The organism is Mesorhizobium sp. P2_C5_2, from assembly GCF_056404535.1.
The window spans coordinates 1-26821 of sequence record NZ_JBFUDV010000001.1 but is presented as its reverse complement, the minus strand read 5'-3'; the positions used below and the strand labels follow the sequence as shown (position 1 = coordinate 26821).

Here is a 26821-nt window from a genome sequence, read left to right as displayed (position 1 = left end):
CCGGAGTGACCAGATCTCGATGGAACTGACAGTCATAGCAGCGCTGCTTTCGGTACTCCTGCTTCTTTCCAATCTCGCCAGCATTGTGCTCGCTTCGCTCAGCCTGAAGCGGCCGCGCCCGATTGCTCCGCCGGCCGGGAAGGCACCTTCGGTGTCGATCGTGGTGCCGTCGCGCGGCGTCGAGCCGTTTACCGAGGAGACGCTTGCTCGCGCCTTCTCACTGAACTGGCCGCGCTACGAGCTGATCTTCTGCGTCGCCCACGCCGACGATCCGGTGGTCAAACTGATAAACAGGGCGATTGCCCGGTTTCCCAAAGTACCTGCCCGGCTTTTGGTCGGCGACGACCGCATCAGCAGCAATCCAAAACTCAACAATTGCGTCAAGGGCTGGGAAGCGGCGCGGCATCACTGGGTCATTCTTGCCGATTCCAACGTGCTGATGCCGACGGACTACGTCCAGCACCTGATGGCGGCCTGGCGGGATGATACCGGCCTTGTCTGCTCGACGCCGATCGGCTCGCGGCCGGACGGCTTCTGGGCCGAGGTCGAATGCGCCTTCCTCAACACGCTGCAGGCACGCTGGCAGTATGCCGGCGAGGCGCTCGGCCTCGGCTTTGCCCAGGGCAAGAGCATGCTGTGGAACAAGCCAATGCTCGACGCCAATGGCGGCATCCGCGCGCTGGCCGCCGAGATCGCCGAGGACGCGGCAGCGACCAAGCTGGTCAACGGGTTGAACCTGCACGTCAATCTCGTCGCCTCGCCTTTCGAGCAGCCGTTGGGGCAGCGCCGGCTTGGTGATATCTGGTCGCGCCAGGCCCGCTGGGCGCGCCTGCGCCGCGTCACCTTCCCGCTGTTCTTCGCGCCCGAAATCCTGACTGGCGTCGCCGTGCCGCTGGTGCTGGCGCTGACAGCGGCGGCCAGTGTCGGCGTCAGCCTGCCGGCAACCGCGCTGGCCGTTCTGGCGGCCGCCTATATTCCCGAGTGCACGCTGGCCGCGGCCAAGGGCTGGCACATGTCCCTGCGAATGATCCCGGCAATGATGGCGCGGGACATCATGCTTCCCGCGATCTGGGCGCGCGGCTGGCTGAGCGGCGCCATCGACTGGCGCGGCAACACCATGACCATCGGCACCAAGGCAGCCGAGCTGGAAGAGGCTTCGTCGGGCGCCTGAGCGCCCGCGCCGTGCTTCGGGTAAAGCCTACTTGGCCGCCTTCAGCGCCTGCTCGATATCCTCAAGCAGATCGTCGGTATCCTCAAGACCAACCGACAGCCTCAGCGTTCCCGGCCCGATGCCGAGCTCGGCGCGCGCCTCGTCGCTGAGGTTCTTGTGCGTCGTCGTCGCCGGATGGGTGATCAGGCTCTTGGCGTCGCCGAGATTGTTGGAGATCAGCACGATGTCGAGCGCGTTCTGCAGGGCGAAGGCCGCCTGCTTGCCGCCCTTGACGTCGAGGCAGATCAGCGTCGAGCCGCCGGTCATCTGCTTCTTGACGATATCGGCCTGCGGATGGTCGGCGCGGCCCGGATAGATGACGCGCGCGATCTCCGGCCGTCCGGCCAGGAAATCGGCGATCTTGGCCGCACTTTCCGTCTGCTGGCGCACACGCACCGGCAGTGTCTCCAGGCCCTTGAGCAGCGTCCAGGCGTTGAACGGCGACAGGCTCGGGCCGGTATGCCGGAAATAGTCGTGCAAATTCTCGTCGATCCACTTCTTGTCCGACAGGATGATGCCGCCAAGACAGCGCCCCTGGCCGTCAATATGCTTGGTCGCGGAGTAGACAACGATGTGGGCGCCGAGCAGCAAGGGCTTCTGCTGCAAGGGCGTGGCAAAGACGTTGTCGACGATCAACCGGGCGCCGATCGAGGTGGCCAGCGATGCCACGGCGGCGATGTCGACCACTTCCAGTGTCGGGTTGGTCGGGCTTTCCAGGAAGAACAGCTTGGTGTTCGGCCTGACTGCCTTTTCCCAATTGGCGATGTCGGTGCCGTCGACCAGCGTCGCCTCGATGCCGTATTTCGGCGCCAGCGTCTCGACCACCCAGCGGCAGGAGCCGAACAGCGCGCGCGCCGCAACGATGTGATCGCCGGCCTTGGCGCTGCACAGGAGCGCTGCCGTCACCGCCGCCATGCCCGATGCCGTAGCGCGGGCATCTTCGGCGCCTTCCAGCGCGCACATGCGCTTTTCGAACATGTCGACGGTCGGGTTGGCATAGCGCGAATAGATGAAACCCGGCTCCTCCCCCTTGAAACGGGCTTCGGCGGCCTGCGCCGTCTCGTAGACATAGCCCTGGGTCAGGTACATCGCTTCCGACGTCTCGCCGAATTGGGAACGCAGGGTTCCCCCGTGCACGAGGGCGGTCTGAGGCTTCCAGTTACGCTTCTTGGTGCTCATCGCTTTTGTTCCAGACACAAAAAAACCGGCCGCGAAAGTCGCAACCGGTCCATACGGCCTTGCGGCCCGACGGTCCTTTAGCGACTTGTTTAACGTGGCTGCAAGCCGACCGGCCAAATCACCACGGGATAACGACCCTTTAGACCTCAGCCATGCTTGCGTCAATTGCCGGCTTCATTAAGAGGTTTGTACCAGGCAGGTTCCGCAAAAGTGTCCAGCGGTTTTGCGGCAAGAACCTGCCACAAAGAGACCGGCCTTGGAGCGGAGCCAGCCATTGCGGCAGACAGGCATTCTTCCCGATCAGGATATTTCCGCGCTGTTCCAGTCCGGCGCGTTGAAGTCGCCGCGCGCACTCGATTCCGATCAGGTGCAGCCGGCGAGCCTCGATCTCAGGCTCGGCGACAACGCTTTTCGCGTCCGCGCCTCCTTTCTGCCCGGCCCCAACCACAAGGTGTCGGAGAAGCTCGAGCGGTTGAAGCTGCACGAGATCAGCCTGACCGAAGGCGCGGTGCTGGAAACCGGCTGCGTCTATATCGTGCCGCTGCTCGAGAGCCTCGCTCTGCCGGACAACATTTCGGCTTCGGCCAACCCCAAGAGCTCGACCGGACGGCTCGACATCTTCACCCGCGTGATGACCGATCGCGGCCACGAGTTCGACAAGATCGCCGCCGGCTATCACGGTCCGCTCTATCTCGAGGTCAGCCCGCGCACCTTCCCGATCGTCGTGCGTGCCGGTTCGCGGCTGTCGCAGATCAGGTTCCGCACCGGCAATGCTTTGCTGTCGGAAGCCGAGCTGAGCGAGTTGCATCGCGCCGAAATGCTGGTGGCGACCGAGCCGCCCAACATTTCCGGCGGCGGCATCGCGCTGTCGATCGATCTCGACGGCGATCAGAACGGCCTGGTCGGTTATCGCGGCAAGCATCACACCGGCCTGGTCGATGTCGACAAGCGCGCTGCCCAGGATGCCGTCGATTTCTGGGAGCCGCTCTACAAGAGCGGCGCCGGCGAACTGGTGCTTGATCCCGACGAGTTCTACATCCTTGTCAGCCGCGAAGCGGTGCACGTGCCGCCGCTCTACGCCGCCGAGATGACCCCCTTCGATCCGCTGGTCGGCGAGTTTCGCGTCCACTATGCCGGCTTCTTCGATCCGGGCTTCGGCCATTCGGCCTCCGGCGGCACCGGCAGCCGGGCGGTGCTGGAAGTGCGCAGCCACGAAGTGCCGTTCATCCTCGACCACGGCCAGATCGTCGGGCGGCTGGTGTACGAGCACATGCTGAAGCGGCCGCAGGCGCTCTACGGCACCGATCTCGGCTCGAATTACCAGGCTCAGGGCCTGAAGCTTTCCAAGCATTTCCGCACCGCCGGCTGAACCCTCAATCACCGTCGGGCAAAATACTTGCCTGTGCCGGCTCGTCATGCTTGGCTATCCTTGCTGCCGGAAAACAACGGCCTAGGGGAACAAAAATGCAAATATCGAAATGGATCATATCGGCAGCCGGCGCTGCCGTACTGGTGTTAGTAGCCGGCTCGCTGGCTGAGGCGCAGGAGAAATTGAAGATCGGCACCGAGGGAGCCTATCCGCCCTTCAACACCATCACCGCTGACGGCAAGGTCGAAGGCTTCGACATCGACATCACCAACGCGCTGTGCGCGCAGATGAAGGTCGAGTGCGAGATCGTCACCCAGGACTGGGACGGCATCATTCCGGCGCTGCAGGCGAAAAAGTTCGACGCCATCATCGCCTCGATGAGCATCACCGAGGAGCGCAAGAAGCAGGTTGCCTTCACCAACAAATATTACACCACGCCGCTGGCGCTGGTGGCGCCGAAGGACAGCGACCTCACCTCCACCGAACCGGCCGCTCTTGCCGGCAAGACGGTCGGCGCGCAGGCCTCGACCACCCAGGCCGACTATGCGCAGAACGCCTACGGCAAGGCGGGTGCGGAGGCGAAGCTTTACCCAACCCAGGAAGAGGCGATCACCGACCTGCAGAACGGCCGTCTCGACGCCGTCATCTCGGACAAGTTCGTGCTGATGGACTGGCTGAAGAAGGCGAGCGACGGCTGCTGCAAGCTGGTCGGCGACGTCAAGGGCACCGAGACGCAAGCCGGCATCGCCGTGCGCCTGGAAGACACCGCCCTTCGCGACAAGCTCAACGCTGCGATCGACGCGATTGTTGCCGACGGCACCTACAAGAAGATCCAGGCTAAGTATTTCGATTTTGATATTTATTGAAGCTGCCAATCTCCCCCCTCGTGGGGGAGATGCCCGGCAGGGCAGAGGGGGGCGCGAAGGATCGCGACCTCTCGCTAAGACCAGTCTGAAGGCAGAGTTTGTTTTCAATTGAGATGCTGGAGGGACAGCGCCCCCCTCTGGCCTGCCGGCCATCTCGCCCACGAGGGGGGAGATCACCCAGTTTACAACGCCTTCACCGCCACCTTCACCGGCTGCTCGATCTCCAGCGGGTTGCGCAGCGGCAGGCCGAAATCTCCAGCTTCGATCTCGAAGACGTCGCCGGCCTGCGTTCTGATGCCATCGGCAAACGACAGCGTCGCCGTGCCGAACATGTGCACATGCACGTCGCCCGGCTGGCGGAAGGCCGAGTATTTGAAATGGTGGTGCTCGAGATTGGCGATGGTGTGCGACATATTCGCTTCGCCCGACAGGAACGGCTTTTCCCACAAAAGATTGCTGTCGCGATAGATTCGCGATGAGCCCCTGATGTCGGCCGGCAGGTCGCCGATCAGGATCTCCGGACCGAACGAGGCGTTGCGCAGCTTGGAATGCGCCAGGAACAGATAGTTCACCCGCTCGGTGACGTGGTCGGAAAACTCGTTCGATAGCGTGAAGCCGACCCGGAACGGCGCGCCGTCGTCGCCGATGACATAGATGCCGGCGATCTCCGGCTCCTCGCCGGCGTCCTGCGCGAAGGCAGGCGACATCAGTGCCGCACCCGGCGCCACCGCCATGGTGCCGTTGCCCTTGTAGAACCATTCCGGCTGCACGCCGGTCTGGCCCTTGGCCGGCTTGCCGCCCTCGAGCCCCATGCGGAACATCTTCATGGAATCGGTGAGTTGTTCCTCGCCGCCGTCGCTGAGCTTCTTGTGCATGGAATCGCGCGTCGCCGCCGAGCCGAGATGGGTCAGGCCGGTGCCGGTGAGATGCAGATGCGCGGGATCGGGATGGTTGATCGGGGACACCAGCCGGCCCTTCTTGTAGACGGCGTCGAGGTCGACGGCTTCACCGTATCCCTTGCGCTCGATCAGCGCGGCGAGCCCGGTGCCGGTGCGCGCGGCTTCCATGGCCAGCGAATAGACGCTGCGGGCGCCGTTGATGACCCTGGTCTTGCCGCCGCCATTGCGGGCGACGACGCGGATCGTCTCGGCGTCGTCGAGAATCTGGGAGATCAGCATGATGAAACCCTCTCTCATGTGCCTTGGCCCGGTTGCCTCTTGGCAAACCTTGACCTGCGCGGCTCGGACCACGCCGCGCCACGGGTTGAACTCTTCGTCCGGATTGCGCTCGCGGGCTCCGTCCCTCAGGGGACTTGCTGATGCCGGCAGGTTGCCGGCAACATCGCGATCTTGACCCGTATGCCTTCTTCGTTGCCTCGCCTAAAGCCTGTCAGGCCTTGTTCTTGTTGTAGACGTCGAAGATCACGGCGCCGAGCAGCACTAGGCCTTTGACTACCTGCTGCCAGTCGACATTGACGCCCATGATCGACATGCCGTTGTTCATCACGCCCATGATGAAACCGCCGACGACCGCCCCGATGACCTGGCCGACGCCGCCCATGGCAGAAGCGCCGCCGATGAACACGGCGGCGATGACGTCGAGCTCGGAGCCCAGACCCGCCGCCGGCACAGCCTGGCCGAGGCGCGCCGCAATGATCAGGCCGCCGAGCGCCGACAGCACGCCCATGTTGATGAACACCATCAGCGTCAGCCGTTCGGTGTTGATGCCCGACAGCTGCGCCGCCTTGGGGTTGCCGCCCATGGCATAGATGCGGCGGCCGATGGTCATGCGCTTGGTGACGAAGACGAACAGCGTGATCAGCACGCCCATGACCAGCAGCACCACCGGCAGGCCCCGGTAGCTGGCGAACTCATAGACCAGGAACAGCGCCAGCGCGCTGGCGACCAGCGTCTTGACGATGAACAGGGGGAAGGGCTCGGCCTCATAGCCATGACGCTCGCGCTTGCGCCGGGTGCGGACCCCGAAATAGGCATAGGCCAGCACGGCGATCAGGCCGAGCACGACCGTCGTCATGTGCAGGGTCACCCCGCTGCCCAGTATGGTCTTGCCGGCTGCGTTCACTACCGGCGGGACGAGCGTCAACGGGCCGATAATGTCGGGGATGAAGCCGGAGCTGAGCATTTTGAAGTCGTCCGGAAGCGGACCGACCGAGGATCCGCCGCCCAGCAGCGCCTGGCAGATGCCGCGGAAGATCAGCATGCCCGCCAGCGTCACGATGAAGCTCGGTATGCGGTGATAGGCGATCCAGTAGCCTTGCGCGGCGCCGATCAGGCCGCCGACGATCAGGCAGACGATCGAAACCACCAACGGATTGCTGAGCGGTCCGAGCTGCCAGATGACCATCATGTTGGCCGCCAGCGCGCCGATGAAACCGGCGACCGATCCGACGCTGAGGTCGATGTAGCCAGAGACGATCACCAGCAGCATGCCCAGCGCCATGACGATGATGAACGAGTTCTGCTGCACCAGATTGCTGAGGTTGACCGGCTTGAACAGCGTCCCGGACGTGGTGAACTGGAAGAACAGCATGATGACGATCAGCGCGATGATCAGGCCGTATTCGCGCAGATTCGTCGTCAGCGCCGAGACGGCGATGCGCGGGCGCTGTTCTTCGGCGACGTTGCCCTGCGGGGCCGGGGCGATTTCGGTGCTCATGCTGCTTTTCCTTCTCCCCGAACGATGGCGCGCATTATTTTTTCCTGGCTTGCTTCAGACGCCGGCATTTCGCCGACGATGCGCCCTTCGTTCATGACGTAGATGCGGTCGGTAATCCCCAACAATTCCGGCATTTCCGACGAGATGACCACGATCGACTTACCTTCCGAGGCAAGACGGGCAATGATCGTATAGATTTCATATTTGGCGCCGACATCGATGCCGCGTGTCGGCTCGTCGAGGATCAGCACGTCCGGGTCGGCGAACAGCCATTTCGACAGCACCACCTTCTGCTGGTTGCCGCCCGAAAGATTGCCGGTCATCTGATAGACGCTGGACGCGCGGATATTGGTCTTCTTGCGGTAGTCGTTGGCAACCGCGAGTTCGCGCATGTCGTCGATCACGCTGTGGCGCGAGACGCCGCCGAGATTGGCCAGCGTGATGTTGTGCTTGATATGGTCGATGAGGTTGAGACCGTAGGTCTTGCGATCCTCGGTAACGTAGGCGATGCCGTGCTGGACCGCCTTGCTCACCGTGGAGACATCGACCGGCTTGCCCTTGAGCAGCACCTCGCCGGTGATGCGGCGGCCGTAGGAGCGGCCGAACAGGCTCATGGCGAATTCGGTGCGGCCGGCGCCCATCAGCCCGGCAATGCCCACCACCTCGCCCTTGCGCACATTGATGTCGATGCCCTTGATCACCTGCCGCTCGGCATGGAGCGGGTGATAGACCGACCAGTTCTTCACCTCGAACACGACTTCGCCGATCTTCGGCTCGCGCGGCGGATAGCGGTCGTCGAGCGAACGGCCGACCATCGAGGTGATGATGCGATCCTCGCTGATGTCCTTTTTGGCCAGCGTCTCGATGGTGCGCCCGTCGCGGATGACGGTGACCTTGTCGGCGACCCGGTTGATCTCGTTGAGTTTGTGCGAGATCAGGATCGAGGTCATGCCTTGCTTCTTGAATTCGAGCAAAAGGTCGAGCAGCGCCTGGCTGTCCTTTTCGCTCAGCGACGCCGTCGGCTCGTCGAGGATCAACAGCTTGACGTCCTTGCTCAGCGCCTTGGCGATTTCGACCAATTGCTGCTTGCCGACGCCGATATTGGTGATCAGCGCATTGGGGTCCTCCTTGAGGCCCACCTTCTTCAACAGGGCGCCGGTGCGCTTCTCATTGGCGTCCCAGTCGATGACGCCGTATTTGGCGTTTTCGTTACCGAGAAAAATGTTTTCGGTGATCGACAGCATCGGCACCAGCGCAAGCTCCTGGTGGATGATGACGATGCCCTTGTGTTCGCTGTCATGGATGCCTTTGAACTGGCATTCCTGGCCCTGGAAAATGATCTGGCCGTCATAGGTGCCGGCGGGATAGACGCCGGACAGAACCTTCATCAGCGTCGATTTGCCGGCGCCGTTTTCGCCGACCACGGCATGGATTTCGCCTTCCTCGACACTGAGGTTGACGTTCGACAGCGCCTTCACGCCGGGGAACGTCTTGGTGATGTCGCGCATCTCCAAAATCGTCGAGGCCATGGGAACTACCGCTCCTTGAGAGGTCGGCAAACACTGCCGGCGAGGTCGGTAACAATACCGGGCCCGCTGGTGAACGAAAAGGGGCCCTGCGTTGCGCAGGACCCCTGATTTTACAACCGAATTTACTTCAGTTCGTCGGCCTTGATGTAGCCGGAGTCGACGACCAGCGCCTGGTAGTTCGACTTGTCGACATCATGCGGCGTCAAGAGGATCGAAGGAACGACCTTGACGTCGTTGTTGTAGGTCTTTTCATCGAGGCCGTCCGGCTTGCCGCCCGAGAGCACCTTGTCGACGAGTTCGACGGTGGCCTTGGCCAGTTCGCGGGTGTCCTTGAACACGGTCGAGTACTGCTCGCCCGAGATGATCAGCTTGACCGAGGCGGTCTCGGCATCCTGGCCGGTCACGATCGGCCAAGGCTGAGCGTCGGTGCCGTAACCAACGGCGCGCAGCGAGGCGGTGATGCCGCGCGACAGGCCGTCATAGGGCGACAGAACGCCATCGACGCGGCTGCCGTCCGAGTAGTTGGCCGACAGAAGGTTGTCCATGCGCGCCTGGGCGGTGGCGGCGAGCCAGCGCAGCGTACCGACCTTGTCCATGCCGGTCTGGCCGGACTTGATCTTGATCGAGCCGTCGTCGATCAGCGGCTGCAGGACGGAGATGGCGCCGTTGTAGAAGAAGAAGGCGTTGTTGTCGTCCGGCGAGCCGCCGAACAGTTCGACGTTCCACGGCTTGGTGTTCGGGAAGCGCTCCTTGAGGCCCTTGACCAGCGAGTTCGCCTGGATCACGCCGACGCCGAAATTGTCGAAGGTGGTGTAGTAGTCGACATTGGCGGTCTTCTTGATCAGGCGGTCATAGGCGACGACGACGACGCCGGCGTCAGCGGCCTTCTGCAGCGCATCCGACAGCGTGGTGCCGTCGATCGAGGCGATGATCAGCGCCTTCGGGCCCTTGGTGATTTCGTTTTCCAGCTGGCTGAGCTGGTTGGGGATGTCGTCCTGCGCGTACTGCAGGTCGACGGTGTAGCCGAGAGCTTCGAGCTGGGACTTGACGGCATCGCCGTCATTGATCCAGCGCTGCGAGGTCTTGGTCGGCATCAGCACGCCGACAAGACCCTTGTCGGCGGCGTGCGCCGAGTAGGTCATGGCAGCAATGCCAAGCGCCGCGACTGCGGCCAGTGTCTTGATGATTTTCACGTAAAACTCTCCCTGGTTGATGGACGCGACACCTCGGGGCTTCGCGGGCCGCGCAGTCGGGCGGATGCGCCAAAGCGCCGCCGCCGTCATATCGATCTCCGGTATCCTCCCAATCGGCCCTCAGTCGCCTGATTTCAATCGATACGATTTTGCTCGTCATCGACCGTCAAGTCTTGAGGACGCGCGAAGGGTGTGTCCCTTTGCCATAACTGTCAAATGCGATCTTCGGTGGTTGCTATACCGAAACCGGTATATGACAGAGCTGGGTCGGAGCAGTAGCTGGAGTGGGAGACATCATGGCGGCGTTGGGCAATCCTCGCGGAATTTCAGACAGTTACGATGAACTGCCGGGCGCTGGCGAAACACTTCTGCGCAGCGGCCTGAGCCTGCGCCACATGCGCATGATAGCGGCGCTGGACGATCACGGTCGGGTGAGCGCGGCGGCGCAGGTGATGAACATCTCGCAGCCGGCGGCCTCGCGCATGATTTCCGAGATGGAAGCGGTGCTCGAAGTGAAGCTCTGCGAAAGGCTACCGCGCGGCATCACGCTCACACCTTACGGCAAGGCGTTGGCAAGGCGCGCGCGTTCGATCCTGCTCGAAATGCGCGAAGCCGACCGCGAAATATCGGAGCTCAAGGCCGGCAAGGGCGGATCGGTGTTCCTTGGCGCGGTCACCGCGCCGGCGATCGAACTCGCGGTGCCGGCGATCCGCGAAATCCGCCGCCTCTACCCGCGCATCGAGATCACCATGCAGGTCGAGACGTCGAATGTGCTGGCGCGCGAACTGATCGCCACGCGCCATGATTTCATCATCGCCCGCATCCCCGACGACCTCAATCCGCGGCTGTTCGAATCGCGCGTCATCGGCGTCGAGAAGGCCTGCCTGATCGTGCGCCGCGGTCATCCGCTGAGCAATGGCCATCCTCTTGGCACTGGGAAGGCAGTGCGGCTGGAGGACACGGCCGCCTACGACTGGGTCTTCCAGTCGGGCGGCTCGCCGCTGCGCCAGGCGATGGAAAGCAATTTCCTGAACCGCAACATCGCGCTGCCAGACCGCATCCTCAACACCAGCTCGCTGCTGCTCACTTTGGTCATGGTCGCCCAGTCCGACGCCATCGCCCCGGTGTCGATCCAGGTGGCAAAATTCATCCAGAACCCCGACGGTCTCGCCGGCGCCATCGACGTCGTCCAGACCGAGTTCGACATCGAGGTCAGGCCCTACAGCCTGATCACGGTGAAGAACCGCGCGCTGTCGCCGGCCGCCAAGATGCTGCACGATTTCATTTTGCGGGAAGTAGGATGATGGCGGCGTAGTGGAGCAGGCCTCCCCATCGCCGGCATCACCACCACCATCATCGCAGGCACGGCTGGAGAAGGGTCTGCCACCGCTATTGGCGCCACGGCCGGCGTCACGTCCGCTGCTGGCGCAGACGCGAGTGGTCACGCGTCTGGCTCTGAGAAACCGGCAACTGGTGCGCCGGCCCTCACAGCTATGCGGCCGATGGGTACCTCTCGAAGCGAGCTTCACCAATTCCTGGGCCGTTGCCGCCGAAAACAGCTTTCTTCACGTGCTCAAATGTCGCGATTGCGTCGGTTGAAGAGGCCGCTCTCGATCTATATTAGCGCTGGCTACAATTCAAAGGCAGCCTGTTGTTAACCATCTTGATGGTAGCGTGGATGTCATGTGACGAGCGCGAGGTTAACAGCAATGCCCACCAATCTGCCGCCTGCATGGGTTGGATGGACGGTGGCCATGGCGATTGGGTTCTTCACCGTCCTGATGATGCTGCCCGCGAAGGCGGAGACGGTGAGCGGCAATCCCGGTGGCCAGATCGTGACCTTCGCTTTGCACGTCGCCAAACTGCGCGCCGCCGACGAGCCAGTGCACTTTGACGGGGCGTGCGACAGCGCCTGCACGCTCTACCTGTCCCTGCCCGTCGAGCAGCTTTGCGTTACCCCGCGTGCATCCTTCGGCTTCCATCTGCCGTACGGCATCGGCGCCCGTGAGAACGCGGTCGCTGCCAACTACCTGCTCTCGCAATACCCCGATTGGGTGCGGCAGTGGATCGACGAGCACGGCGGCCTGTCGCATACCCTGATGCGGATGGAAGCCGATGAGGTGGCAATGCACCTTCCCATATGCGCCGAGGTACTGGCATGAACAGGGTCGCAATGCGCAGGCGTGCGGCAGGGCGGTCGCCGGCCAACTCCGTCTAAATCATCGATTTTTGCTGGAGCGGGTAGAGGGAATCGAACCCTCGCGTTCAGCTTGGGAAGCTGACAAGCTACCATTACATCATACCCGCGTCGGCCTCTCGATATCATGATGGGCCTGCTTCGGGCAATCGCCCTTGGACAGCTCTTCGGAAACGGCTGTTGGAAACCCCGCCGGCGGGAACATCACTGCCGCACGGGCAGTTCCATGCGTACCCGCGCCATGAACCGTTCAGAATCCGGATCGTCCCGTCATGCAGGCCGGCAATCTGGTGGGCGAGGTTGAGGCCGAGGCCGGCGCGCCGCCGACCGAAAGGCCTGTTGCCGGAATGTAACGCTGCCTTCGACAACCGTGTCCCCTGGCAGACAAGCCAGCCGCGCTTCCCCCGCGCGGGGGATGCGCGGCGCATCCGGCGCCTCTACAGCGGAAACCGAGATCCGATTCGACAGGTCCGTTGGGGACGTTTGCGGCGGCGCTCGACCCTGCCGTTGGCAACGCCAACGCAGAGTTCAAACTAGGCATCGACGACGATGCCATCATCGAGGGGACTTCATGCTTCGTCTGCCCATTCTTGCTGCTTCGCTGTTCGCAACCTCTGCCGCTTTCGCCGCTGATGCGGTGCTGCCGATCGCCGTGGAACCGGCGGCGCCACACATTTCCGGTTATGGCGAGATTTATCTCGGTGGCCTGCAGCTTTCTACTTTCGGGGAAGACACCGACGTCCACGCCGGCGGCGGTGCGGGGCGCGTGAATATTCCGTTCGCCGAGAAGTGGAATGTCCAGCTTGACGGCACCTACGACCGGATCTGGAAGGATGGCGACTTTATCGATGGGCTCGGCGGCGCTGTCCATGCCTACTACCGCGATCCGCAACGTTTCGCAGTTGGTCTGTTGGCGACCTACAAACGCTACGGAACCGGCTTTGCGGATGCAAACGACTACACAGTCGGGCCTGAGGCACAGGTCTATTTCGGCAATCTGACGCTCTATGGCCAAGCCTACTATGGCAAGACCGATGTGGATTTCGACAATCCGACGGAGTGGGGCGTTCGCGGTGTTGCGCGCTATTTCGTGCAGCCGAACCTGAGGTTCGACGGCGAAGTTGCCTTCAACAGGGTCGGCTTCGATTTTGCCGATTTCGATACGGTCAGTCTTGCGGCCCAGGCCACGTATAGGTTCGAAGGCACGCCATGGTCGCTGTTCGGCCGCTACCAATACGAGCGAATCTCGGCCGAATCCGAAACTTTCAACACCTCCAACAAGTACACGATCGGTCTGCGCGCCAGCTTTGGCAGCAGGACGCTGTTCGACGAAGATCGCAATGGCACGACGATGGACACCTATAGGTCCAATTTCATCTTGCCCTTCGGCGGCGCGAGCTAGGGTGGCATTTGGAGAAGGTCTAACCCCAACGGCTGACCTCACAGCCCTGTCCGCAATATGTCGGAGGGATACCCCGCTGCACGGTGCTCGGGCGACTGCGAAGCCGCCCCGGCTTGATGCCGGGCGGCCAAGTGCGTATTCGTGGGCCTGTACCCCGAATCTGGGCACACGAATCTGGAGGCAGGCCTTTGTCCGCATTGACGCGCTTTCTCGGCGACTCGCCCGTCAGGGTGATCGTCAAGCTCCTGGTCGTGTCGTTCCTCGTCGGCCTGGTGATGAATGCGTTCGGCTGGACGCCGATGGACGTCTTCTACGGCGTCCAAAAGTTCTTCATCGATCTGTGGAATCTCGGCTTCCACGCCATCGACCGCTTCCTCGGCTATATCCTGCTCGGGGCCGCGATTGTCGTGCCGGTCTTCATCTTCTTGAGGATTGCCAACTACCGGAAGTAACTTTCGTTCCTCGGGTGAAGGTCGCCGCCACCTCGAACAGGATGGCGTGGCGCGCCGCCAGTGCCGCCACATCGGTCGAGTAGCCGCCGCCGATGACGCCGCAGACCGGAATGCCCAGCGCGCGGAAATGGCCGATCACCATCGCGTCGCGCGCGCGCAAGCCGTCATCGCTGAGCGACAGCCGGCCAAGCCGGTCCTCGACATGGACGTCGACGCCGGCATTGTAGAAGACGATGTCCCAGCGCGCCTTGGCCGAGAGCTCCGGCAGGAGGACGCCCAGCCGTTCGAGATAGGCGGCATCGCCGGTGCCGTCCGGCAGCGCGACGTCGAGATCGGAGGCGATCTTGCGCACGGGATAATTCCGCTCGCCATGCATGGAGAAGGTGAACGCGCGTGGTTCGTCTTTAAGAATGTTCGCGGTGCCGTCACCCTGATGCACGTCGAGATCGACCACCAGGATGTTTTGGGCAGCACCTTCGGCGAGCAGCACCAGCGAAGCGACGGCGACATCGTTGAAGGTGCAGAAGCCCGCACCTTGTTCGCGTCGCGCATGGTGGCTGCCGCCGGCGGTGTTGCAGGCAATGCCATCGATAAGCGCCAGTCTCGCCGCCAGCACCGTGCCGCCGGCGGCGAGTTGCGCCCTGAGCGAAACACGTGAGCCTACGGGAAAGCCGATCTCGCGTTCGATCTTTTCCGGCACCGAGCAAGTGATGACCTGATCGACATAATCAGCCGCATGGGCGAGCTTAAGCCAGGAGGCCGGCGTCGGCTCGGGCATCGACAGCGCCTCGGCGTGGATCAGACCCCTGATGTGCAAGGCCTGCATCAGCAGCGGATATTTGCTCATCGGAAAGCGATGATTGACGGCGAAGCCGGCATCGTAGTCGGGGTGGTGAACGATCTGCAGGGGCATGGGCTGGATCCGGCGAACTTGCCAGACCGAAGATTTGGTTGGCCGTCACGGCAAGGGTGATTGCGCGGTGGCCGGAAAATGGGGCACATCGGCTGTTCGATCAAGCCGCAATCAGCAAGGCAGCAATCCCCTGGACACGGGTGCAACCCCAGCCGACGCGAAGCCCTTCGCCGTCACCAACCGTTCGGTGCTTGCCATCGCCGTGCCGATGACGCTCGCCTATCTGACGACGCCGCTGCTCGGCATCGTCGACACGGCGGTGGTTGGGCAGTTCGGCGATGCGGCCCTGCTCGGCGGCCTTGCAGCCGGCGCGCTGGTCTTCGACGTCGTCTTCAACACTTTCAATTTCCTGCGCTCCGGCACCACAGGTCTCGTCGCCCAGGCATTCGGGCGCGGCGACGAAACCGAGGAGCAGGCGGTGTTCTGGCGCGCCGTGCTGATCGCTGTCGCCGCCGGCATCGTGCTTGTCGCCCTTGCGCCGCTGATCGCCATAGCGGGCCAGAAATTCATCGGCGCCGAACCGCGCGTCAGCGATGCCATGGGCGTCTACATCCGCATCAGGATGCTCGCCGCCCCCTTCGCGCTGATCAACTACGCCATCCTCGGCTATGTGCTGGGGCGCGGCGAGGGCGGGCTTGGGCTGATGCTGCAGGCGGTGCTCAATGGCATCAACATCGTACTCTGCATCCTGCTCGGCCTGAAGCTCGGTTGGGGCGTTGCCGGCGTCGCCTGGGCGACCGTCACCGGCGAATTGCTGGCCATGCTGCTGGGGCTCGCCATCATTGTCTGGCGGTTCCGGGCCGCACCCCGCCTGCCGCGGCATCGCCTGCTCGACATGGCCGCCTTCCTGCGCATGCTGTCGCTCAACCGCGACATCATGATCCGCTCCTTCTCGCTGCTTACCGCCTTCGCGCTGTTTACCCGCCAGGGCGCGCAGTTCGGCACGCTGACGCTGGCCGCCAATGCCGTGCTGATGAACTTCTTCCTCATCGCCGGCTATTTCCTCGACGGTTTCGCCACTGCGGCCGAACAGTTGGCGGGACGCGCCATTGGCGCGCGCGCCGAAACTTCGTTCCGCCGGGCGGTGCGCCTGACCCTGTTCTGGGGGTTCGGCCTCGCAGGCACCGCGACACTGATCTTCTGGCTCGGCGGCACCGGCCTGGTCTCTTTGATCACCACGTCGCAGGACGTCCGCGCTGTTGCCGACATCTATCTGCCATGGGCGGCGCTGACGCCGCTCAGTGGCGTGCTGGCCTTCCAGATGGACGGCGTCTTCATCGGCGCAACCTGGTCGCGCGATATGCGCAACATGATGCTGGTGTCTTTCCTGGCCTTCAGCGCCGCATTGTTCACCTTGGCGCCGTCCCTCGGCAATCACGGCCTGTGGGCGGCGCTGCACGTCTTCCTGCTGGTGCGCGGCTTCAGCCTGCTAGCGATCCTGCGGCTCAGGCTGCCCACGGCTTTTTAGCGCGAGTCCCGGGTCAACGTCGACGCGCTTGCACTCCCAGCCGATTGCCCTACGTCTTGCGGACACACCAATTGTTCGGGAGAAGCTTGTGCGAGGTTACTTGCCATATATTTTGGGTGCGGCGCTGGGGCTGGTCGCGGCGTTCATTCTCGCGGCAATTTTCGGCATCGGCGGAACTCCGCAGTTGCTTCTTTTCGGGGTGTTGCCTGCCCTCGGCGGCGCCATCTGTGAACGGACCGCCAATCGCAGTTGACGATGAACCGAGACGCTTCACAGCGATTCAGAGTTGCTTCGACGCCCAGAAGTCGTGTCGGCTCCCCCGCAGATCGCGAATGGATTTGAGCCGCTCCCGTTCGACGAAGTGGACCATGCCTTCGAGGATGCGGCCCGGCAGCGCCGGCCCGGCATAGATCATGCCGGTGTAGAGCTGAACGAGATCCGCGCCGGCGCGGATCTTTTCCAGCGCTGTCTCGGCAGAATCGACGCCGCCGACGCCGATAATGGCGCGCTCGGGACCAAGCAGCTTGCGCATCTTGGCCAGCACGATGGTAGAGCGCTCGAACAGCGGTTTTCCCGACAGACCGCCGGTCTCGCCGGTCGTACTGTGCAATCCGGTCCGCGCCAGCGTCGTGTTGGAGACGATGACGCCGTCGATCTGCTTCTCGGTCACCTCGGCAGCGATGTCCTCCAGCTCTGCCTCGACCAGGTCAGGCGCAATCTTGAGGAAGATCGGCGGTTTTGCCGAAGCTGCCGCACGCGCAGCAATAACGCGCGCCAAAAGTTCGGCGAGCTGTTCGCGCGCCTGCATGGTGCGCAGGCCGGGCGTGTTCGGCGACGAGATATTGACCGTGAGATAGCTGGCATATTTCGCAAAGCGCGAGACGCCCAATTCATAGTCGCCGATGCGGTCGGCGCTGTCCTTGTTGGCGCCGATGTTAACGCCGACGATGCCGCCGCGCCCCTTGCGCGCGGCCAGGCGTTTCTCAGCCGCCTCGTGGCCCTCATTGTTGAAACCCAGCCGGTTGATCACCGCATCGTCCGCCGTCAGCCGGAAGATGCGCGGCTTCGGATTGCCGGCCTGCGGCAGCGGCGTCACGGTACCGATTTCGGCGAAGCCGAAGCCGAGGCCAAGCAGCGCATCCGGCACCTCGGCATTCTTGTCATAGCCGGCGGCCATGCCGAGCGGGTTGGGAAAATCGAGTCCGTAGAGGCTGAGCTTCAGCCTGTCGTCGCGTACTGCCCGCGCTCCGACCGGCAGGCCGCATCGCAGTGCGGCGATCGACATGCCATGCGCCGTTTCCGGATCGAAGCTGAACAGCAGTTTCTGGCCAATCCGGTCGAGCACGCTCATTCGGCCTCCAGCGCCGGGAATTGATGTGCGCCATCGACGCCGAGCGGCAATGGCCGCACCCACAGCACGGCGTTCATGTCGAGCACGCCATAGAGATGCGGAAACAGCGCGCCACCGCGCGAGACCTCGTATTTCAGCGCTTCGCCCAGCCGGGCTCCGTCGATGGCGACCAGCACCAGATCCGTCTGGCCGGCGAAATGCTTTGCCGCCGTTTCCCTAGCCTGTTCTGCGGTGGAGAAATGGATGAAGCCATCGGCGATGTCGATCGGAGCGCCGGTGAAGCGGCCGGTTTTCTCGGCCTCGCGCCAAAGCGCTTCGGGCGCGATCTTGTAGATAATCTGAGACATTGTTGCGCTATAATCCGGATGGCTCATGCGGGGAAGGGCAACTCGTCCGCATTTACGGCGCAAAGCTGTGATAGGTTGCGTACACTGGCTCGTGGAGGATGGAACATGCGTCTGCAGCACATACTGATCCCCGCCGCACTGGTCTCGCTGGTCGCGGCATCGGCCTGGTCGGAGGAGACCGATCACTACCGGCTGGAAAAATCGGCCAATGGCTATGTCCGCATGGACACCCAGACCGGCGCCATGTCGATCTGTGAGGAACGTTCCGGCCAGCTCGTCTGCAAGATGGCGGCTGACGAACGCGCCGCCTTCCAGGATGAAGTCGACCGTTTGCAGGCCTCGATGAAGGCCATGGACGAACGCGTCACCAAGCTGGAGAATTCGCTGTCCGCCCGCCTCGAATCGAAATTGCCGAGCGAGGAGGATTTCGACAAGACGATGAACTACATGGAGCGGTTCATGCGTGGCTTCATGGGCATCGTCAAGGAGATGGACAAGGATAATGGCGACGGCGCCAAGCTCAATTCGCAAAAGACCTGAGCCGCATCCGGCCATTGCCGCTTGAAAACAGAACGCTTCGCCGCATAATCGTCCGGTCCCGCAAAAGCCGCTAATCAACAACGGGATTTGGGGAGGAACATTTGCCGTCGGGCTACACCTTCGTCATCGCCGACGACCATCCGCTTTTTCGCGGTGCGCTGAAAGAGGCGCTTGCCGGCGTTGGCGACGTCGCCGCCATTCACGAGGCCGGCGATTTCGAAAGCGCCAAGGCGCTGGTTGTGGCCAACGAGGATGTCGACCTAGTGTTGCTCGACCTGTCAATGCCAGGCGCCAGCGGCCTGTCCGGCCTGATTTCGCTGCGCGGCATCCACCCGGCGGTGCCGCTGGTGGTGGTGTCGGCGCATGATGACCCGGTGACGATAAGGCGCGCGCTCGATCTCGGCGCCTCCGGCTTCATCTCCAAATCGGCCAGCATGGAGGAGATCCGCAGCGCTGTGCAGACGGTGCTGGCCGGCGACATCGCAGCACCCGTCGGCATCGATCTCGGCGTCGAGCGCGACCCCGAAATATCTGACCTGATCAAACGGCTGCAGGCGCTGACGCCGCAGCAGACCCGCGTGCTCGGCATGCTCGCCGAAGGCCTGCTCAACAAGCAGATCGCCTACGAGCTCAGCGTCTCCGAAGCGACGATCAAGGCGCATGTCTCGGCCATCCTGCAGAAACTCGGCGTCGACAGTCGCACCCAGGCGGTGATCCAGCTGTCCAAGATCGGCAGCGATCCGCTGCAGCCGGTGAGCTGAGGCCGGAGGCACTCAGCTCTGCTCGGTTGCCGCCAACCAATCCGCCGGTAGCTTTAGCCCAGCCGCACCGACAGTTCGACGTCATCGCCGAAAGGCGTCGACATGTAGCCCGATGCCGGGGAGCGCACGCGCTCCAGATATTCGGGGCTGAAATCTGCATTGTCGGCAATCACCAGCGCGCCGGGCCTGAGCCGGCTTTCGACCAGGCTCAATATCTCCGGGTAGATCGCCTTGGCGCCGTCGAGCAGCAGGAGATCGATCGTCTCGGGAAGATCGGTGCTCAGCGTCTGCAACGCATCGCCCTCGCGGACTTCCACCAGATCGATGAGGCCACCTTCGGTCAGATTGGCCTTGGCCCGCATCACCTTGGACGGTTCGAACTCGGTGGTGATCAGACGGCCGCCGCCATTGTCCCTGAGTGCGGCGGCGAGATAGAGCGCCGAGATGCCGAACGAGGTGCCGAATTCGATGATGACGCGGGCGCCGCTGCTGCGCGCCAGCATGTAGAGCAGCGTGCCGGTCTCCGGCGAAACCGCGAGCCACAGGTCCTTCAGCCGTCCGTAGAAATCGACATATTCGGTCTTGCTGCTGAGCAGGCGTTCCCGCTCGTCGCGCGAGAAGCTTGCGGGGCTCGTCGCTGCTTCCGCCTCCTTGAACAGGCGGGCGAGCAGTGGTGCGAGTGGTGCGCTGGTGAGGGTAGTCATGAAAAGTCTCCTGCCGAAAATGGCTGCGTTCTTGTGTCGTGCTGAAAATACGAATAATCCTTCAGGTTTCCAATTCGCATTGCCGGGCAGCACCATGACCGAACGTCCAAGCCATTCTATTTCCTCGCGAAAACAGCCCAATCAGGCTCGCGCGGTCGAGCTTATTTCGGCGATTTTGGAGGCTGCTGTTCAGGTTCTGGCGAGCGAAGGCGCGCAGCGTTTCACCACCACGCGCGTGGCTGAAAGGGCCGGCGTCAGCGTTGGCTCGCTGTACCAGTATTTTCCCAACAAGGCCGCACTTCTGTTCCGGCTGCAGAGCGATGAGTGGCAACAGACGGGCGGCCTGCTGCGCACCATTCTCGAAGACGACCAGCGGCCACCGCTCGAGCGGCTGCGCAGACTGGTGCACGCCTTCATCCGCTCGGAGTGCGAGGAAGCTGCCGTGCGCGGGGCGCTCAATGACGCCGCCCCGCTCTGCCGCGACGCGCCCGAGGCGCATGAGGCCAGGGACGCTGGCGAGCGCACGATTCAGAGCTTCTTGCGTGAAGCCTTGCCTGAGGTCCCGGAAGCCGTCCGTGCACTGGCCGGTGGCCTCATCGGCGCGACGCTGAGCGCGGTGGGCAAGGATTTTTCAGGCAGTCCTCGTACCGACGCGGAGATCGAGGTCTACGCCGATGCCATGGCCGATATGTTCTGCGCCTACCTCACAAGCCTCGGCCACCGCTGAAGCAGCGTTACTCGGCCGCCGATGCCAGCGGCCTGACCCTGGCCATCATCGAGCGCAACACCGCCGGCTTCAGCGGCTTGTTGATCACCGGCACGTCGATGGCGGCGGCAGCGGCGCGGACCTCGGTGGAGCGATCGGCGGTGACCAGCACCGCGGACAGGTCCCGGCCATGGATCTCACGCAGCCGCGCAATCACATCGAGGCCGCTCCTGCCGTCGAGATGAAAGTCGGCAAGCACGATGTCGGGACGATCGGCCCTGGCGAAATCCTCTGAGCCGGAAAACGTGCCGACGCTGCAGCCCCAGCCTTCGAGCAAAAGCCGCATGCCGTCGAGGATGCGGGCGTCATTGTCGATGCACATGACACGCAAGTCGGCCAGCGAGTTCGCGGTGCGAGAAGGCGCCTTCGGCTCGACCTCGCGCCGCGGCGCTTCAACCGCCGCAACCGGCAGGATGACGGAAAAGCGCGTGCCTTTGCCGGGGTTGGAAAAGATCCGGATTTCGAGCCGCAGGACGCGGGCGATGCGGTCGACGATGGAGAGGCCGAGGCCGAGGCCTTCGGCCTCGCGCACGCCTTCATCAAGCCGGGTGAACTCGTTGAAGACCGTGTTCAGCTTGTCGCCGGCAATACCGATGCCGGTGTCGATCACCTGGACTTCGGCGAGCTCCCCGCGCCGCCGCACGCCGACGAGGATGCGGCCATGGCGCGTGTATTTGATGGCGTTGGAGACCAGGTTCTGGATCAGCCGGCGCAGCAGATTGCGGTCCGTCATCACGCTGAGCGACGAGGCCATGATCGTCAGCTCGAGCTTCTTTTCGGCGGCGAGCGGCTGAAAATCGTTGCCGATCTGGCGCAGCAGCCCGTCCAGCCGGAAGGCGCTGTCGTCGGGCTTCATGGCGCCGGCATCGAGACGCGAAATGTCGAGCACGGCGCCCAGGATCGTCTCGACCGATTCCAACGAGGATTCGATGTTGACGGCGGCCTTGCCAGCCGGGCCCTTGCCGACCTTTTCGATCAGTGACGAGCAGTAGAGTCGGGCGGCGTTGAGCGGCTGCAGGATGTCGTGGCCGGCGGCGGCGAGGAAGCGCGTCTTGCCGAGATTGGCCTCCTCGGCCAGCATCTGCGCCTGCGCCAGCTCCTCATTGACGCGCGTCAGTTCGATGGTGCGCGTCTTGACCCGCTGCTCCAGCGATTCATTGGCCCGCTTCAGCGCCAGATCCTGTTCGACGCGTCCCGAAATGTCGGCATAGGTGGCGACGATGCCGCCGTCCGGCATCGGGTTGGAGCGCAACTCAAGGATACGGCCGCTTGTCTTCAATTCCATCTGCCATGGGCTGACGAAGCTGGTCAGCCGGTTGAGCATCGCGACGCGCTGGTCGGCCGGAATATCGCCGCGCTCGGCGAGGTGACGCAGGATGCGGTCGAGGGAGACGCCGACCTGACCCATCTCGTCGGGCAGGTCGAACAGCGCGCGATATTGCCTGTTCCAGCAGATCAGGCGGAAATCCCGGTCGAAAACGGTGATGCCCTGTTCCATCTGGTCGAGCGCGATCTGCAACAGGTCACGATTGTGCTGCAGCGCCTCGGTGGCATCGTCGAGCAGGCGGAAGGCATCCTTGGATTCGCGGTCGTTGCGGCGAAACAAGAGTGACAGGATCAACCGGGCCGAGGACGAACCGACCGCGCTCGCCAGCAGCTGCTCGGAAAAGCGGATGACGTCCATGCTGGCCTGCTCATTGCCGTGCAGCGAGACGCCGGTGCTTTTCTCGAAGGATTGGAAGGAGCGCTCGGTACGCTCGACGCCGAGATAGCGCGAAATGGTGTCCTTCAGCACGTTGACGGTGATGGCGGTGCGGAAGCGGCGCAGGCTGGGCATCGGGCTGGCCTCGCGCGGCACGAAGATCGAGGCCTGGATGCGCTCCAGTGGTACCGACGCGCGCGACAGTGAGCCGAGGACAAAAAACAGCGTGTTGACCGACAGGCTCCACAGCACGCCGTGGTTCAACGGCTCGGCGACAGTGCCGAACAAAGCCTGCGGCCGCAGCGCCTCGAAGCTGAACAGGCCCTGCACCACGATGGCGGCATCGGGCGCGGATAGCGACGGCAAAAGCAGCGTGTAGCCCCAGACGAGGATGCCGGCGACCATGCCAAGTGCTGCACCCCTGCCATTGGCGCCGCGCCAGATCAGCCCGCCGATCAGTGCCGGCGCAAACTGGGCGATGGCCGCGAACGACATCAGGCCGATCGACGATAGCCGCACCGCGTTGGTGCTTTCGCGGTAGTAGAGGAAGGCGATGAACAAGAGGATGAAGATCGCGCCGCGCCGCACATTGAGGATCAGCGTCGACCAGTCCTCATTTTCCGAGGTCGTGGTCTTGAGCAGGCGGCGCACGAAAAGCGGGATGACGAGATCGTTCGAGATCATGATCGACAGCGCCACGCTTTCGACGATCACCATGGCGGTCGCAGCTGACAGGCCGCCGATGAAGGCTGCCATGGCAAGCACGTCATGGCCGCTGAACAGCGGCAGCGACAACACATAGAGGTCGCTGCTGGTCCTAGTGCCGACCAGCGACAGGCCGGCGAAGGCAATCGGCAGCACGAACAGGTTGATCGCCACGAGATAGAGCGGAAACACCCAGGTCGCTGTGCGCAGCTCAGCCTCGCCGCGGTTCTCGACGATGGTGACATAGAACTGGCGCGGCAGCATGATGATGGCAAAGCCGCTCAAACAGGTCAGCACCAGCCAGGTGGCGAGCGAGGTGTTGTAGCCCATGGCGTGCCGCACCTGGTTGTTCTGCGCGAGCTTGTCGATCATATCGCCCGGGCCGCCGAAGATCAGGAAGGTGACCATCAGGCCGATCGCCAGGAAGGCGGCGAGCTTGACCACGGTTTCGACCGCCACGGCCAGCACCAGTCCGTCCTGGTGCTCGGTGGCGTCGGCGTGGCGGGTGCCGAACAGCACCGCAAACAGCGCCAGAAGCATGGCCACGACCAGCGAGATGTCGCTGACAAACGGATCGAAGGACGGCGGCGATCCCGTATAGTGCTCGACCATCAGGCCGACCGAACCGGAAATCGCCTTCAACTGCAGCGCGATATACGGCACTGCGCCGATGGTGGCGATCAGCGTGGCGATCGCCGAGACGGCAAAACTCTTGCCGTAGCGCGCGCCGAGGAAGTCGGCGATCGAGGTGATCTTCTCGCTCTTGGCCAGCCGCACGATGCGGTTGAGCAGCGGAAAGCCGAACACGAACACCAGCACGGGGCCGGTATAGATACCCAAAAATTCGAGGCCGCGCTCGGACGACAGGCCGACCGAGCCAAAGAAGGTCCAGGAGGTGCAATAGATGGCGAGGCTGAGCGCGTAGATGAACGGCCGGGCACGGCCGGGGCCCGATACCGCCGAACGCCGGTCGCCGAGGCTGGCGATAGCGAACAGCAGCGTCACATAGGCGATGGCGATGATGACGATGAACCAGCCCTGCACGGCCCGAAAGTCCTCCCTGGCCGGTATTCGCCCGGCGCGCCCCAGACGCAATCACAGCTTTGGGGTCGAGTCCATCGCGGCTTTCGGCGCATGGCGGCTGCATGTCGCCCGTCGAGCCATGACCTGAGGTAAGGAGAAAGCGGTGTTTTCCCGCTTTTGCTTCTGTTGCAACCGCAGGTTCTTGTTATGGTATGCGCGGGCCGGCGCCGGAGGACGGCGGCAGCGCGGCCTGCCATGAGAAGAGGGTCGAATGCTGAAAGAGTTCCAGGAATTCATTTCCAAGGGCAATGTGATGGACTTGGCCGTCGGCGTCATCATCGGCGCTGCCTTCGGCAAGATCGTCGATTCTCTTGTCAATGACATCATCATGCCGATTGTGGGGGCGATCTTCGGCGGGCTGGACTTCAACAACTATTTCGTCGGGCTTTCCTCGGCTGTCAACGCGACCTCGCTGGTCGAAGCCAAGAAGCAGGGTGCGGTGTTCGCCTATGGCAGCTTCATCACCGTGGCGCTGAATTTCATTATCCTCGCCTTCATCATCTTCCTGATGGTCAAGGCGGTGAACAATCTGCGCAAGCGGCTTGAGGCCGAGAAGCCGGCACCGGCGGCCGCGCCGCCACCAGCCGACATTGCGCTGTTGACGCAAATTCGCGATCTCCTCGCCAAGAAATAGTCCCAAGGCAGGTCCTTGGACCAAAACCCCGGTCGTTCGCGGCCGGGGTTTTCTGTTGTCGCATCTGCTAAGAGCACTGGCTTGATATCAAAACGGACCTGTCCATGACCCTGATCGATAGCTTGCGCCCCGAGGCCGTGGCCGCACCCGAAAGCGGCATTGTCGCTGTCGTCAACTACGGCCGCACACGCGAGGGCATGATCCCGCTCTGGGCCGGTGAAGGCGATTTGCCGACGCCTGCCTTCATCTCGGAAGCCGCCACAAAGGGGCTGGCCAATGGCGAGACCTTCTACACCTGGCAGAAGGGCATTCCGGAGCTCAGGCAAGCGCTCTCCCGCTACTATGCAAGGCATTTCGGCAAGAATTTCGCCGAGGAAGAATTCATCGCCACCGGATCCGGCATGCATGCCATCCAGCTGGCGCTCGCCGCTGTCGCCGGCAGTGGCGACGAGGTCATCTATCTGTCGCCGGCCTGGCCGAATTTCGCCGCCGCCGCCGGTGTTTCTGGCGCTACTCCGGTGGCGGTCACGCTAGATCAGTCGGGCAATGGCTGGTCCTGCGATGTCGACAAGATCGCTGCCGCGGTCACGCCGCGCACCAAGGCGCTGTTCGTCAACACGCCCTCCAACCCAACCGGCTGGACCGCCGACCGGGAAACGCTTCAGGCGATCCTGAACCTCGCCCGCGAAAAGGGCCTGTGGATCATCGCCGACGAGATTTATGCGCTGTTCCATTACGGCCATGGCCGCGTGCCGTCCTTCCTCGACATCGCGACCGCGGAAGACCGCATCCTGTTCGTCAATAGTTTTTCCAAGAACTGGGCGATGACCGGCTGGCGCATCGGCTGGATCAAGACCCATCCCGAGCTGCAGCAGGTGTTCGAAAACCTGATCCAGTATTCGACCTCGGGTGTCGCCCAGTTCATGCAGCGCGGAGCCGTCGCCGCCCTCGACCACGGCGACGCCTTCATCGTCGAGCAGGTGGAGCGGGCCAGGAAGGCACGCGACCTCGTCTGCGACATAATCGGCACCACCGGCAAGGCGCGCTTCACCGTGCCGCAAGGCGCGTTCTACCTGTTCTTCACGGTAGACGGCATCACAGATCCGCGCCGGGCCGCATTCGACATCGTCGACAAGGCCAATGTCGGCCTGGCCCCCGGCACCGCCTTCGGCCCAGGCGGCGAAGCGTTTTTGCGGCTGTGCTTCCACCGCCGCCTCGATCAGCTCGAGGAAGCCGCGCACCGGCTGGCGAAGTGGATGAAGACTGTTTAGCCAAACCGCCGAAGAAGCCCGAATTGAAACTAGCTCCGGTGAGTCAGCGGGTGTGGGTTTCTAGAACCGGAGCGCAGCGGACATTTGGGTCCGTGAGCACCGGCCTACGCTGGCCGTAGCCTGAACTGCTAGCTACTCATGAGTGCTTCGGCCGGCGAAGGCCGGAAGCGCAGAAAACCGCACCAGATGGCCGCCGGAGTAGGGTTTCAAACGGGCTTCAGCCGCCCGACTTCGGCACCAGCAGTGGAACGATCCGGTCGCTCTTGGCCACGGAAGGCCGTCCGGCGGAGCCGTAGGGAATGCCGAGCGCATCCCAGGTCTCGACCAGCGCGTCCTGCAGTCCCGCAATCAACGCATCGGTATGGAACGGCGTCGGCGTGATGCGCAGCCGCTCGGTGCCGCGCGGCACGGTCGGGTAGTTGATCGGCTGGATGTAGATGCCGTGCACGCCTAGCAGGCGGTCGCTGGCCATCTTGCAAAGTTCGGGGTCACCGACCAGCACC

Annotated in this window: 25 protein-coding genes, 1 tRNA gene and 1 riboswitch; of the genes, 14 read left to right on the top strand and 12 right to left on the bottom strand. The window is 63.2% G+C overall.

Annotated elements, in window-relative coordinates:
• Positions 1-19: 19 nt before the first annotated feature.
• Positions 20-1171 (top strand): ceramide glucosyltransferase, encoded by a 1152-nt coding sequence (locus AC1D1B_RS00130; protein ID WP_477328732.1) that lies wholly within the window; start codon positions 20-22, stop codon positions 1169-1171.
• Positions 1172-1198: 27 nt separating this feature from the next.
• On the opposite strand, the gene AC1D1B_RS00125 is transcribed toward AC1D1B_RS00130, so the two are convergent.
• Positions 1199-2389, bottom strand: a complete 1191-nt coding sequence (locus AC1D1B_RS00125) for an O-succinylhomoserine sulfhydrylase (RefSeq protein WP_477328731.1) — start codon at positions 2387-2389, stop codon at positions 1199-1201.
• A 57-nt stretch (positions 2390-2446) separates the two neighbouring features.
• A riboswitch (SAM riboswitch) is annotated at positions 2447-2524 on the bottom strand.
• Positions 2525-2663: 139 nt separating this feature from the next.
• Between AC1D1B_RS00125 and AC1D1B_RS00120 the strand changes: the two genes are divergently transcribed.
• Both AC1D1B_RS00120 and AC1D1B_RS00115 read left to right on the top strand, forming a co-directional pair.
• On the top strand, positions 2664-3758 hold the full coding sequence (locus AC1D1B_RS00120) for a 2'-deoxycytidine 5'-triphosphate deaminase (protein WP_477328730.1): 1095 nt from the start codon (positions 2664-2666) through the stop codon (positions 3756-3758).
• A 95-nt stretch (positions 3759-3853) separates the two neighbouring features.
• Positions 3854-4624, top strand: coding sequence for an ABC transporter substrate-binding protein (locus tag AC1D1B_RS00115; protein ID WP_477328729.1), 771 nt, complete (start codon positions 3854-3856; stop codon positions 4622-4624).
• Positions 4625-4806: 182 nt separating this feature from the next.
• Here the strand turns inward: AC1D1B_RS00115 and araD1 are convergent, their stop codons facing one another.
• The 4 genes from araD1 to chvE all read right to left on the bottom strand — a co-directional run bounded on the left by araD1 (position 4807) and on the right by chvE (position 10022).
• Positions 4807-5802 (bottom strand): AraD1 family protein, encoded by a 996-nt coding sequence (araD1, locus tag AC1D1B_RS00110; RefSeq protein WP_477264130.1) that lies wholly within the window; start codon positions 5800-5802, stop codon positions 4807-4809.
• Positions 5803-6013: 211 nt separating this feature from the next.
• On the bottom strand, positions 6014-7300 hold the full coding sequence (gene mmsB / locus AC1D1B_RS00105; RefSeq protein ID WP_477264132.1) for a multiple monosaccharide ABC transporter permease: 1287 nt from the start codon (positions 7298-7300) through the stop codon (positions 6014-6016).
• A complete protein-coding gene (mmsA, locus tag AC1D1B_RS00100) occupies positions 7297-8829 on the bottom strand; it encodes a multiple monosaccharide ABC transporter ATP-binding protein (protein WP_477264134.1) in 1533 nt (510 codons plus the stop codon). Before mmsA ends, mmsB begins: the two co-directional genes overlap by 4 nt.
• Positions 8830-8951: 122 nt before the next feature.
• A complete protein-coding gene (gene chvE / locus AC1D1B_RS00095) occupies positions 8952-10022 on the bottom strand; it encodes a multiple monosaccharide ABC transporter substrate-binding protein (RefSeq protein ID WP_142868326.1) in 1071 nt (356 codons plus the stop codon).
• A 296-nt stretch (positions 10023-10318) separates the two neighbouring features.
• Between chvE and AC1D1B_RS00090 the strand changes: the two genes are divergently transcribed.
• Positions 10319-11326: a LysR family transcriptional regulator gene (locus AC1D1B_RS00090; RefSeq protein WP_181056835.1), complete on the top strand. Its 1008-nt coding sequence runs from the start codon at positions 10319-10321 to the stop codon at positions 11324-11326.
• Positions 11327-11731: 405 nt separating this feature from the next.
• The gene (locus AC1D1B_RS00085) at positions 11732-12184 is read left to right on the top strand and encodes a hypothetical protein (RefSeq protein WP_477328728.1); all 453 of its coding nucleotides are present in this window, start codon (positions 11732-11734) and stop codon (positions 12182-12184) included.
• 71 nt (positions 12185-12255) lie between these two features.
• Here the strand turns inward: AC1D1B_RS00085 and AC1D1B_RS00080 are convergent.
• Positions 12256-12329 (bottom strand) — tRNA-Gly (locus AC1D1B_RS00080).
• A 461-nt stretch (positions 12330-12790) separates the two neighbouring features.
• On the opposite strand from AC1D1B_RS00080, the gene AC1D1B_RS00075 reads away from it, so the two are divergent.
• Positions 12791-13621, top strand: coding sequence for a hypothetical protein (locus AC1D1B_RS00075; RefSeq protein WP_477328727.1), 831 nt, complete (start codon positions 12791-12793; stop codon positions 13619-13621).
• A 188-nt stretch (positions 13622-13809) separates the two neighbouring features.
• Entirely contained in the window at positions 13810-14073 is a 264-nt protein-coding gene (locus AC1D1B_RS00070; protein WP_181056239.1) for a DUF6460 domain-containing protein, read from the top strand.
• On the opposite strand, the gene AC1D1B_RS00065 is transcribed toward AC1D1B_RS00070, so the two are convergent.
• The gene (locus AC1D1B_RS00065) at positions 14039-14986 is read right to left on the bottom strand and encodes a histone deacetylase family protein (RefSeq protein WP_477328726.1); all 948 of its coding nucleotides are present in this window, start codon (positions 14984-14986) and stop codon (positions 14039-14041) included. The genes AC1D1B_RS00070 and AC1D1B_RS00065 overlap by 35 nt on opposite strands.
• Before the next feature lie 130 nt (positions 14987-15116).
• Between AC1D1B_RS00065 and AC1D1B_RS00060 the strand changes: the two genes are divergently transcribed.
• Positions 15117-16454: an MATE family efflux transporter gene (locus tag AC1D1B_RS00060; RefSeq protein ID WP_477330479.1), complete on the top strand. Its 1338-nt coding sequence runs from the start codon at positions 15117-15119 to the stop codon at positions 16452-16454.
• Positions 16455-16542: 88 nt separating this feature from the next.
• The gene (locus AC1D1B_RS00055) at positions 16543-16707 is read left to right on the top strand and encodes a hypothetical protein (RefSeq protein WP_477328725.1); all 165 of its coding nucleotides are present in this window, start codon (positions 16543-16545) and stop codon (positions 16705-16707) included.
• Positions 16708-16734: 27 nt separating this feature from the next.
• On the opposite strand, the gene AC1D1B_RS00050 is transcribed toward AC1D1B_RS00055, so the two are convergent.
• Positions 16735-17805: a quinone-dependent dihydroorotate dehydrogenase gene (locus AC1D1B_RS00050; RefSeq protein ID WP_477328724.1), complete on the bottom strand. Its 1071-nt coding sequence runs from the start codon at positions 17803-17805 to the stop codon at positions 16735-16737.
• Positions 17802-18152: a DUF952 domain-containing protein gene (locus AC1D1B_RS00045; protein ID WP_477328723.1), complete on the bottom strand. Its 351-nt coding sequence runs from the start codon at positions 18150-18152 to the stop codon at positions 17802-17804. Before AC1D1B_RS00045 ends, AC1D1B_RS00050 begins: the two co-directional genes overlap by 4 nt.
• 105 nt (positions 18153-18257) lie before the next feature.
• Here AC1D1B_RS00045 and AC1D1B_RS00040 point away from each other — a divergent pair, with 105 nt between their 5' ends.
• Positions 18258-18692, top strand: coding sequence for a hypothetical protein (locus AC1D1B_RS00040; RefSeq protein ID WP_477328722.1), 435 nt, complete (start codon positions 18258-18260; stop codon positions 18690-18692).
• Between the two features lie 101 nt (positions 18693-18793).
• Complete coding sequence (locus AC1D1B_RS00035; RefSeq protein WP_477328721.1) at positions 18794-19453, top strand: response regulator transcription factor; 660 nt, start codon at positions 18794-18796, stop codon at positions 19451-19453.
• Between the two features lie 53 nt (positions 19454-19506).
• Here AC1D1B_RS00035 and AC1D1B_RS00030 read toward each other — a convergent pair whose 3' ends face one another.
• Positions 19507-20157 (bottom strand): O-methyltransferase, encoded by a 651-nt coding sequence (locus AC1D1B_RS00030; protein WP_477328720.1) that lies wholly within the window; start codon positions 20155-20157, stop codon positions 19507-19509.
• Between the two features lie 94 nt (positions 20158-20251).
• On the opposite strand from AC1D1B_RS00030, the gene AC1D1B_RS00025 reads away from it, so the two are divergent.
• On the top strand, positions 20252-20884 hold the full coding sequence (locus tag AC1D1B_RS00025; protein WP_477330477.1) for a TetR/AcrR family transcriptional regulator: 633 nt from the start codon (positions 20252-20254) through the stop codon (positions 20882-20884).
• 7 nt (positions 20885-20891) lie between these two features.
• On the opposite strand, the gene AC1D1B_RS00020 is transcribed toward AC1D1B_RS00025, so the two are convergent.
• Positions 20892-24374, bottom strand: a complete 3483-nt coding sequence (locus AC1D1B_RS00020; RefSeq protein WP_477328719.1) for a PAS domain-containing hybrid sensor histidine kinase/response regulator — start codon at positions 24372-24374, stop codon at positions 20892-20894.
• Positions 24375-24624: 250 nt separating this feature from the next.
• Between AC1D1B_RS00020 and mscL the strand changes: the two genes are divergently transcribed.
• Both mscL and AC1D1B_RS00010 read left to right on the top strand, forming a co-directional pair.
• Positions 24625-25047: a large conductance mechanosensitive channel protein MscL gene (gene mscL / locus AC1D1B_RS00015; protein WP_477328718.1), complete on the top strand. Its 423-nt coding sequence runs from the start codon at positions 24625-24627 to the stop codon at positions 25045-25047.
• Between the two features lie 104 nt (positions 25048-25151).
• Positions 25152-26318 (top strand): pyridoxal phosphate-dependent aminotransferase, encoded by a 1167-nt coding sequence (locus AC1D1B_RS00010; RefSeq protein WP_477328717.1) that lies wholly within the window; start codon positions 25152-25154, stop codon positions 26316-26318.
• 217 nt (positions 26319-26535) lie between these two features.
• On the opposite strand, the gene AC1D1B_RS00005 is transcribed toward AC1D1B_RS00010, so the two are convergent.
• Positions 26536-26821, bottom strand: a 286-nt coding sequence (locus tag AC1D1B_RS00005; RefSeq protein ID WP_477328716.1) for an aminotransferase class I/II-fold pyridoxal phosphate-dependent enzyme, incomplete at its 5' end; no start/stop codon positions are given.

Bases quoted from the DNA above. Each gene is read 5' to 3' on its own strand.
- AC1D1B_RS00130 (WP_477328732.1), top strand. From the start codon at position 20: ATGGAACTGACAGTCATAGCAGCGCTGCTTTCGGTACTCCTGCTTCTT.
- AC1D1B_RS00125 (WP_477328731.1), bottom strand. From the start codon at position 2,389: ATGAGCACCAAGAAGCGTAACTGGAAGCCTCAGACCGCCCTCGTGCAC.
- AC1D1B_RS00115 (WP_477328729.1), top strand. From the start codon at position 3,854: ATGCAAATATCGAAATGGATCATATCGGCAGCCGGCGCTGCCGTACTG.
- araD1 (WP_477264130.1), bottom strand. From the start codon at position 5,802: ATGCTGATCTCCCAGATTCTCGACGACGCCGAGACGATCCGCGTCGTC.
- mmsB (WP_477264132.1), bottom strand. From the start codon at position 7,300: ATGAGCACCGAAATCGCCCCGGCCCCGCAGGGCAACGTCGCCGAAGAA.
- mmsA (WP_477264134.1), bottom strand. From the start codon at position 8,829: ATGGCCTCGACGATTTTGGAGATGCGCGACATCACCAAGACGTTCCCC.
- AC1D1B_RS00090 (WP_181056835.1), top strand. From the start codon at position 10,319: ATGGCGGCGTTGGGCAATCCTCGCGGAATTTCAGACAGTTACGATGAA.
- AC1D1B_RS00085 (WP_477328728.1), top strand. From the start codon at position 11,732: ATGCCCACCAATCTGCCGCCTGCATGGGTTGGATGGACGGTGGCCATG.
- AC1D1B_RS00075 (WP_477328727.1), top strand. From the start codon at position 12,791: ATGCTTCGTCTGCCCATTCTTGCTGCTTCGCTGTTCGCAACCTCTGCC.
- AC1D1B_RS00065 (WP_477328726.1), bottom strand. From the start codon at position 14,986: ATGCCCCTGCAGATCGTTCACCACCCCGACTACGATGCCGGCTTCGCC.
- AC1D1B_RS00050 (WP_477328724.1), bottom strand. From the start codon at position 17,805: ATGAGCGTGCTCGACCGGATTGGCCAGAAACTGCTGTTCAGCTTCGAT.
- AC1D1B_RS00045 (WP_477328723.1), bottom strand. From the start codon at position 18,152: ATGTCTCAGATTATCTACAAGATCGCGCCCGAAGCGCTTTGGCGCGAG.
- AC1D1B_RS00040 (WP_477328722.1), top strand. From the start codon at position 18,258: ATGCGTCTGCAGCACATACTGATCCCCGCCGCACTGGTCTCGCTGGTC.
- AC1D1B_RS00030 (WP_477328720.1), bottom strand. From the start codon at position 20,157: ATGACTACCCTCACCAGCGCACCACTCGCACCACTGCTCGCCCGCCTG.
- AC1D1B_RS00025 (WP_477330477.1), top strand. From the start codon at position 20,252: ATGACCGAACGTCCAAGCCATTCTATTTCCTCGCGAAAACAGCCCAAT.
- mscL (WP_477328718.1), top strand. From the start codon at position 24,625: ATGCTGAAAGAGTTCCAGGAATTCATTTCCAAGGGCAATGTGATGGAC.
- AC1D1B_RS00010 (WP_477328717.1), top strand. From the start codon at position 25,152: ATGACCCTGATCGATAGCTTGCGCCCCGAGGCCGTGGCCGCACCCGAA.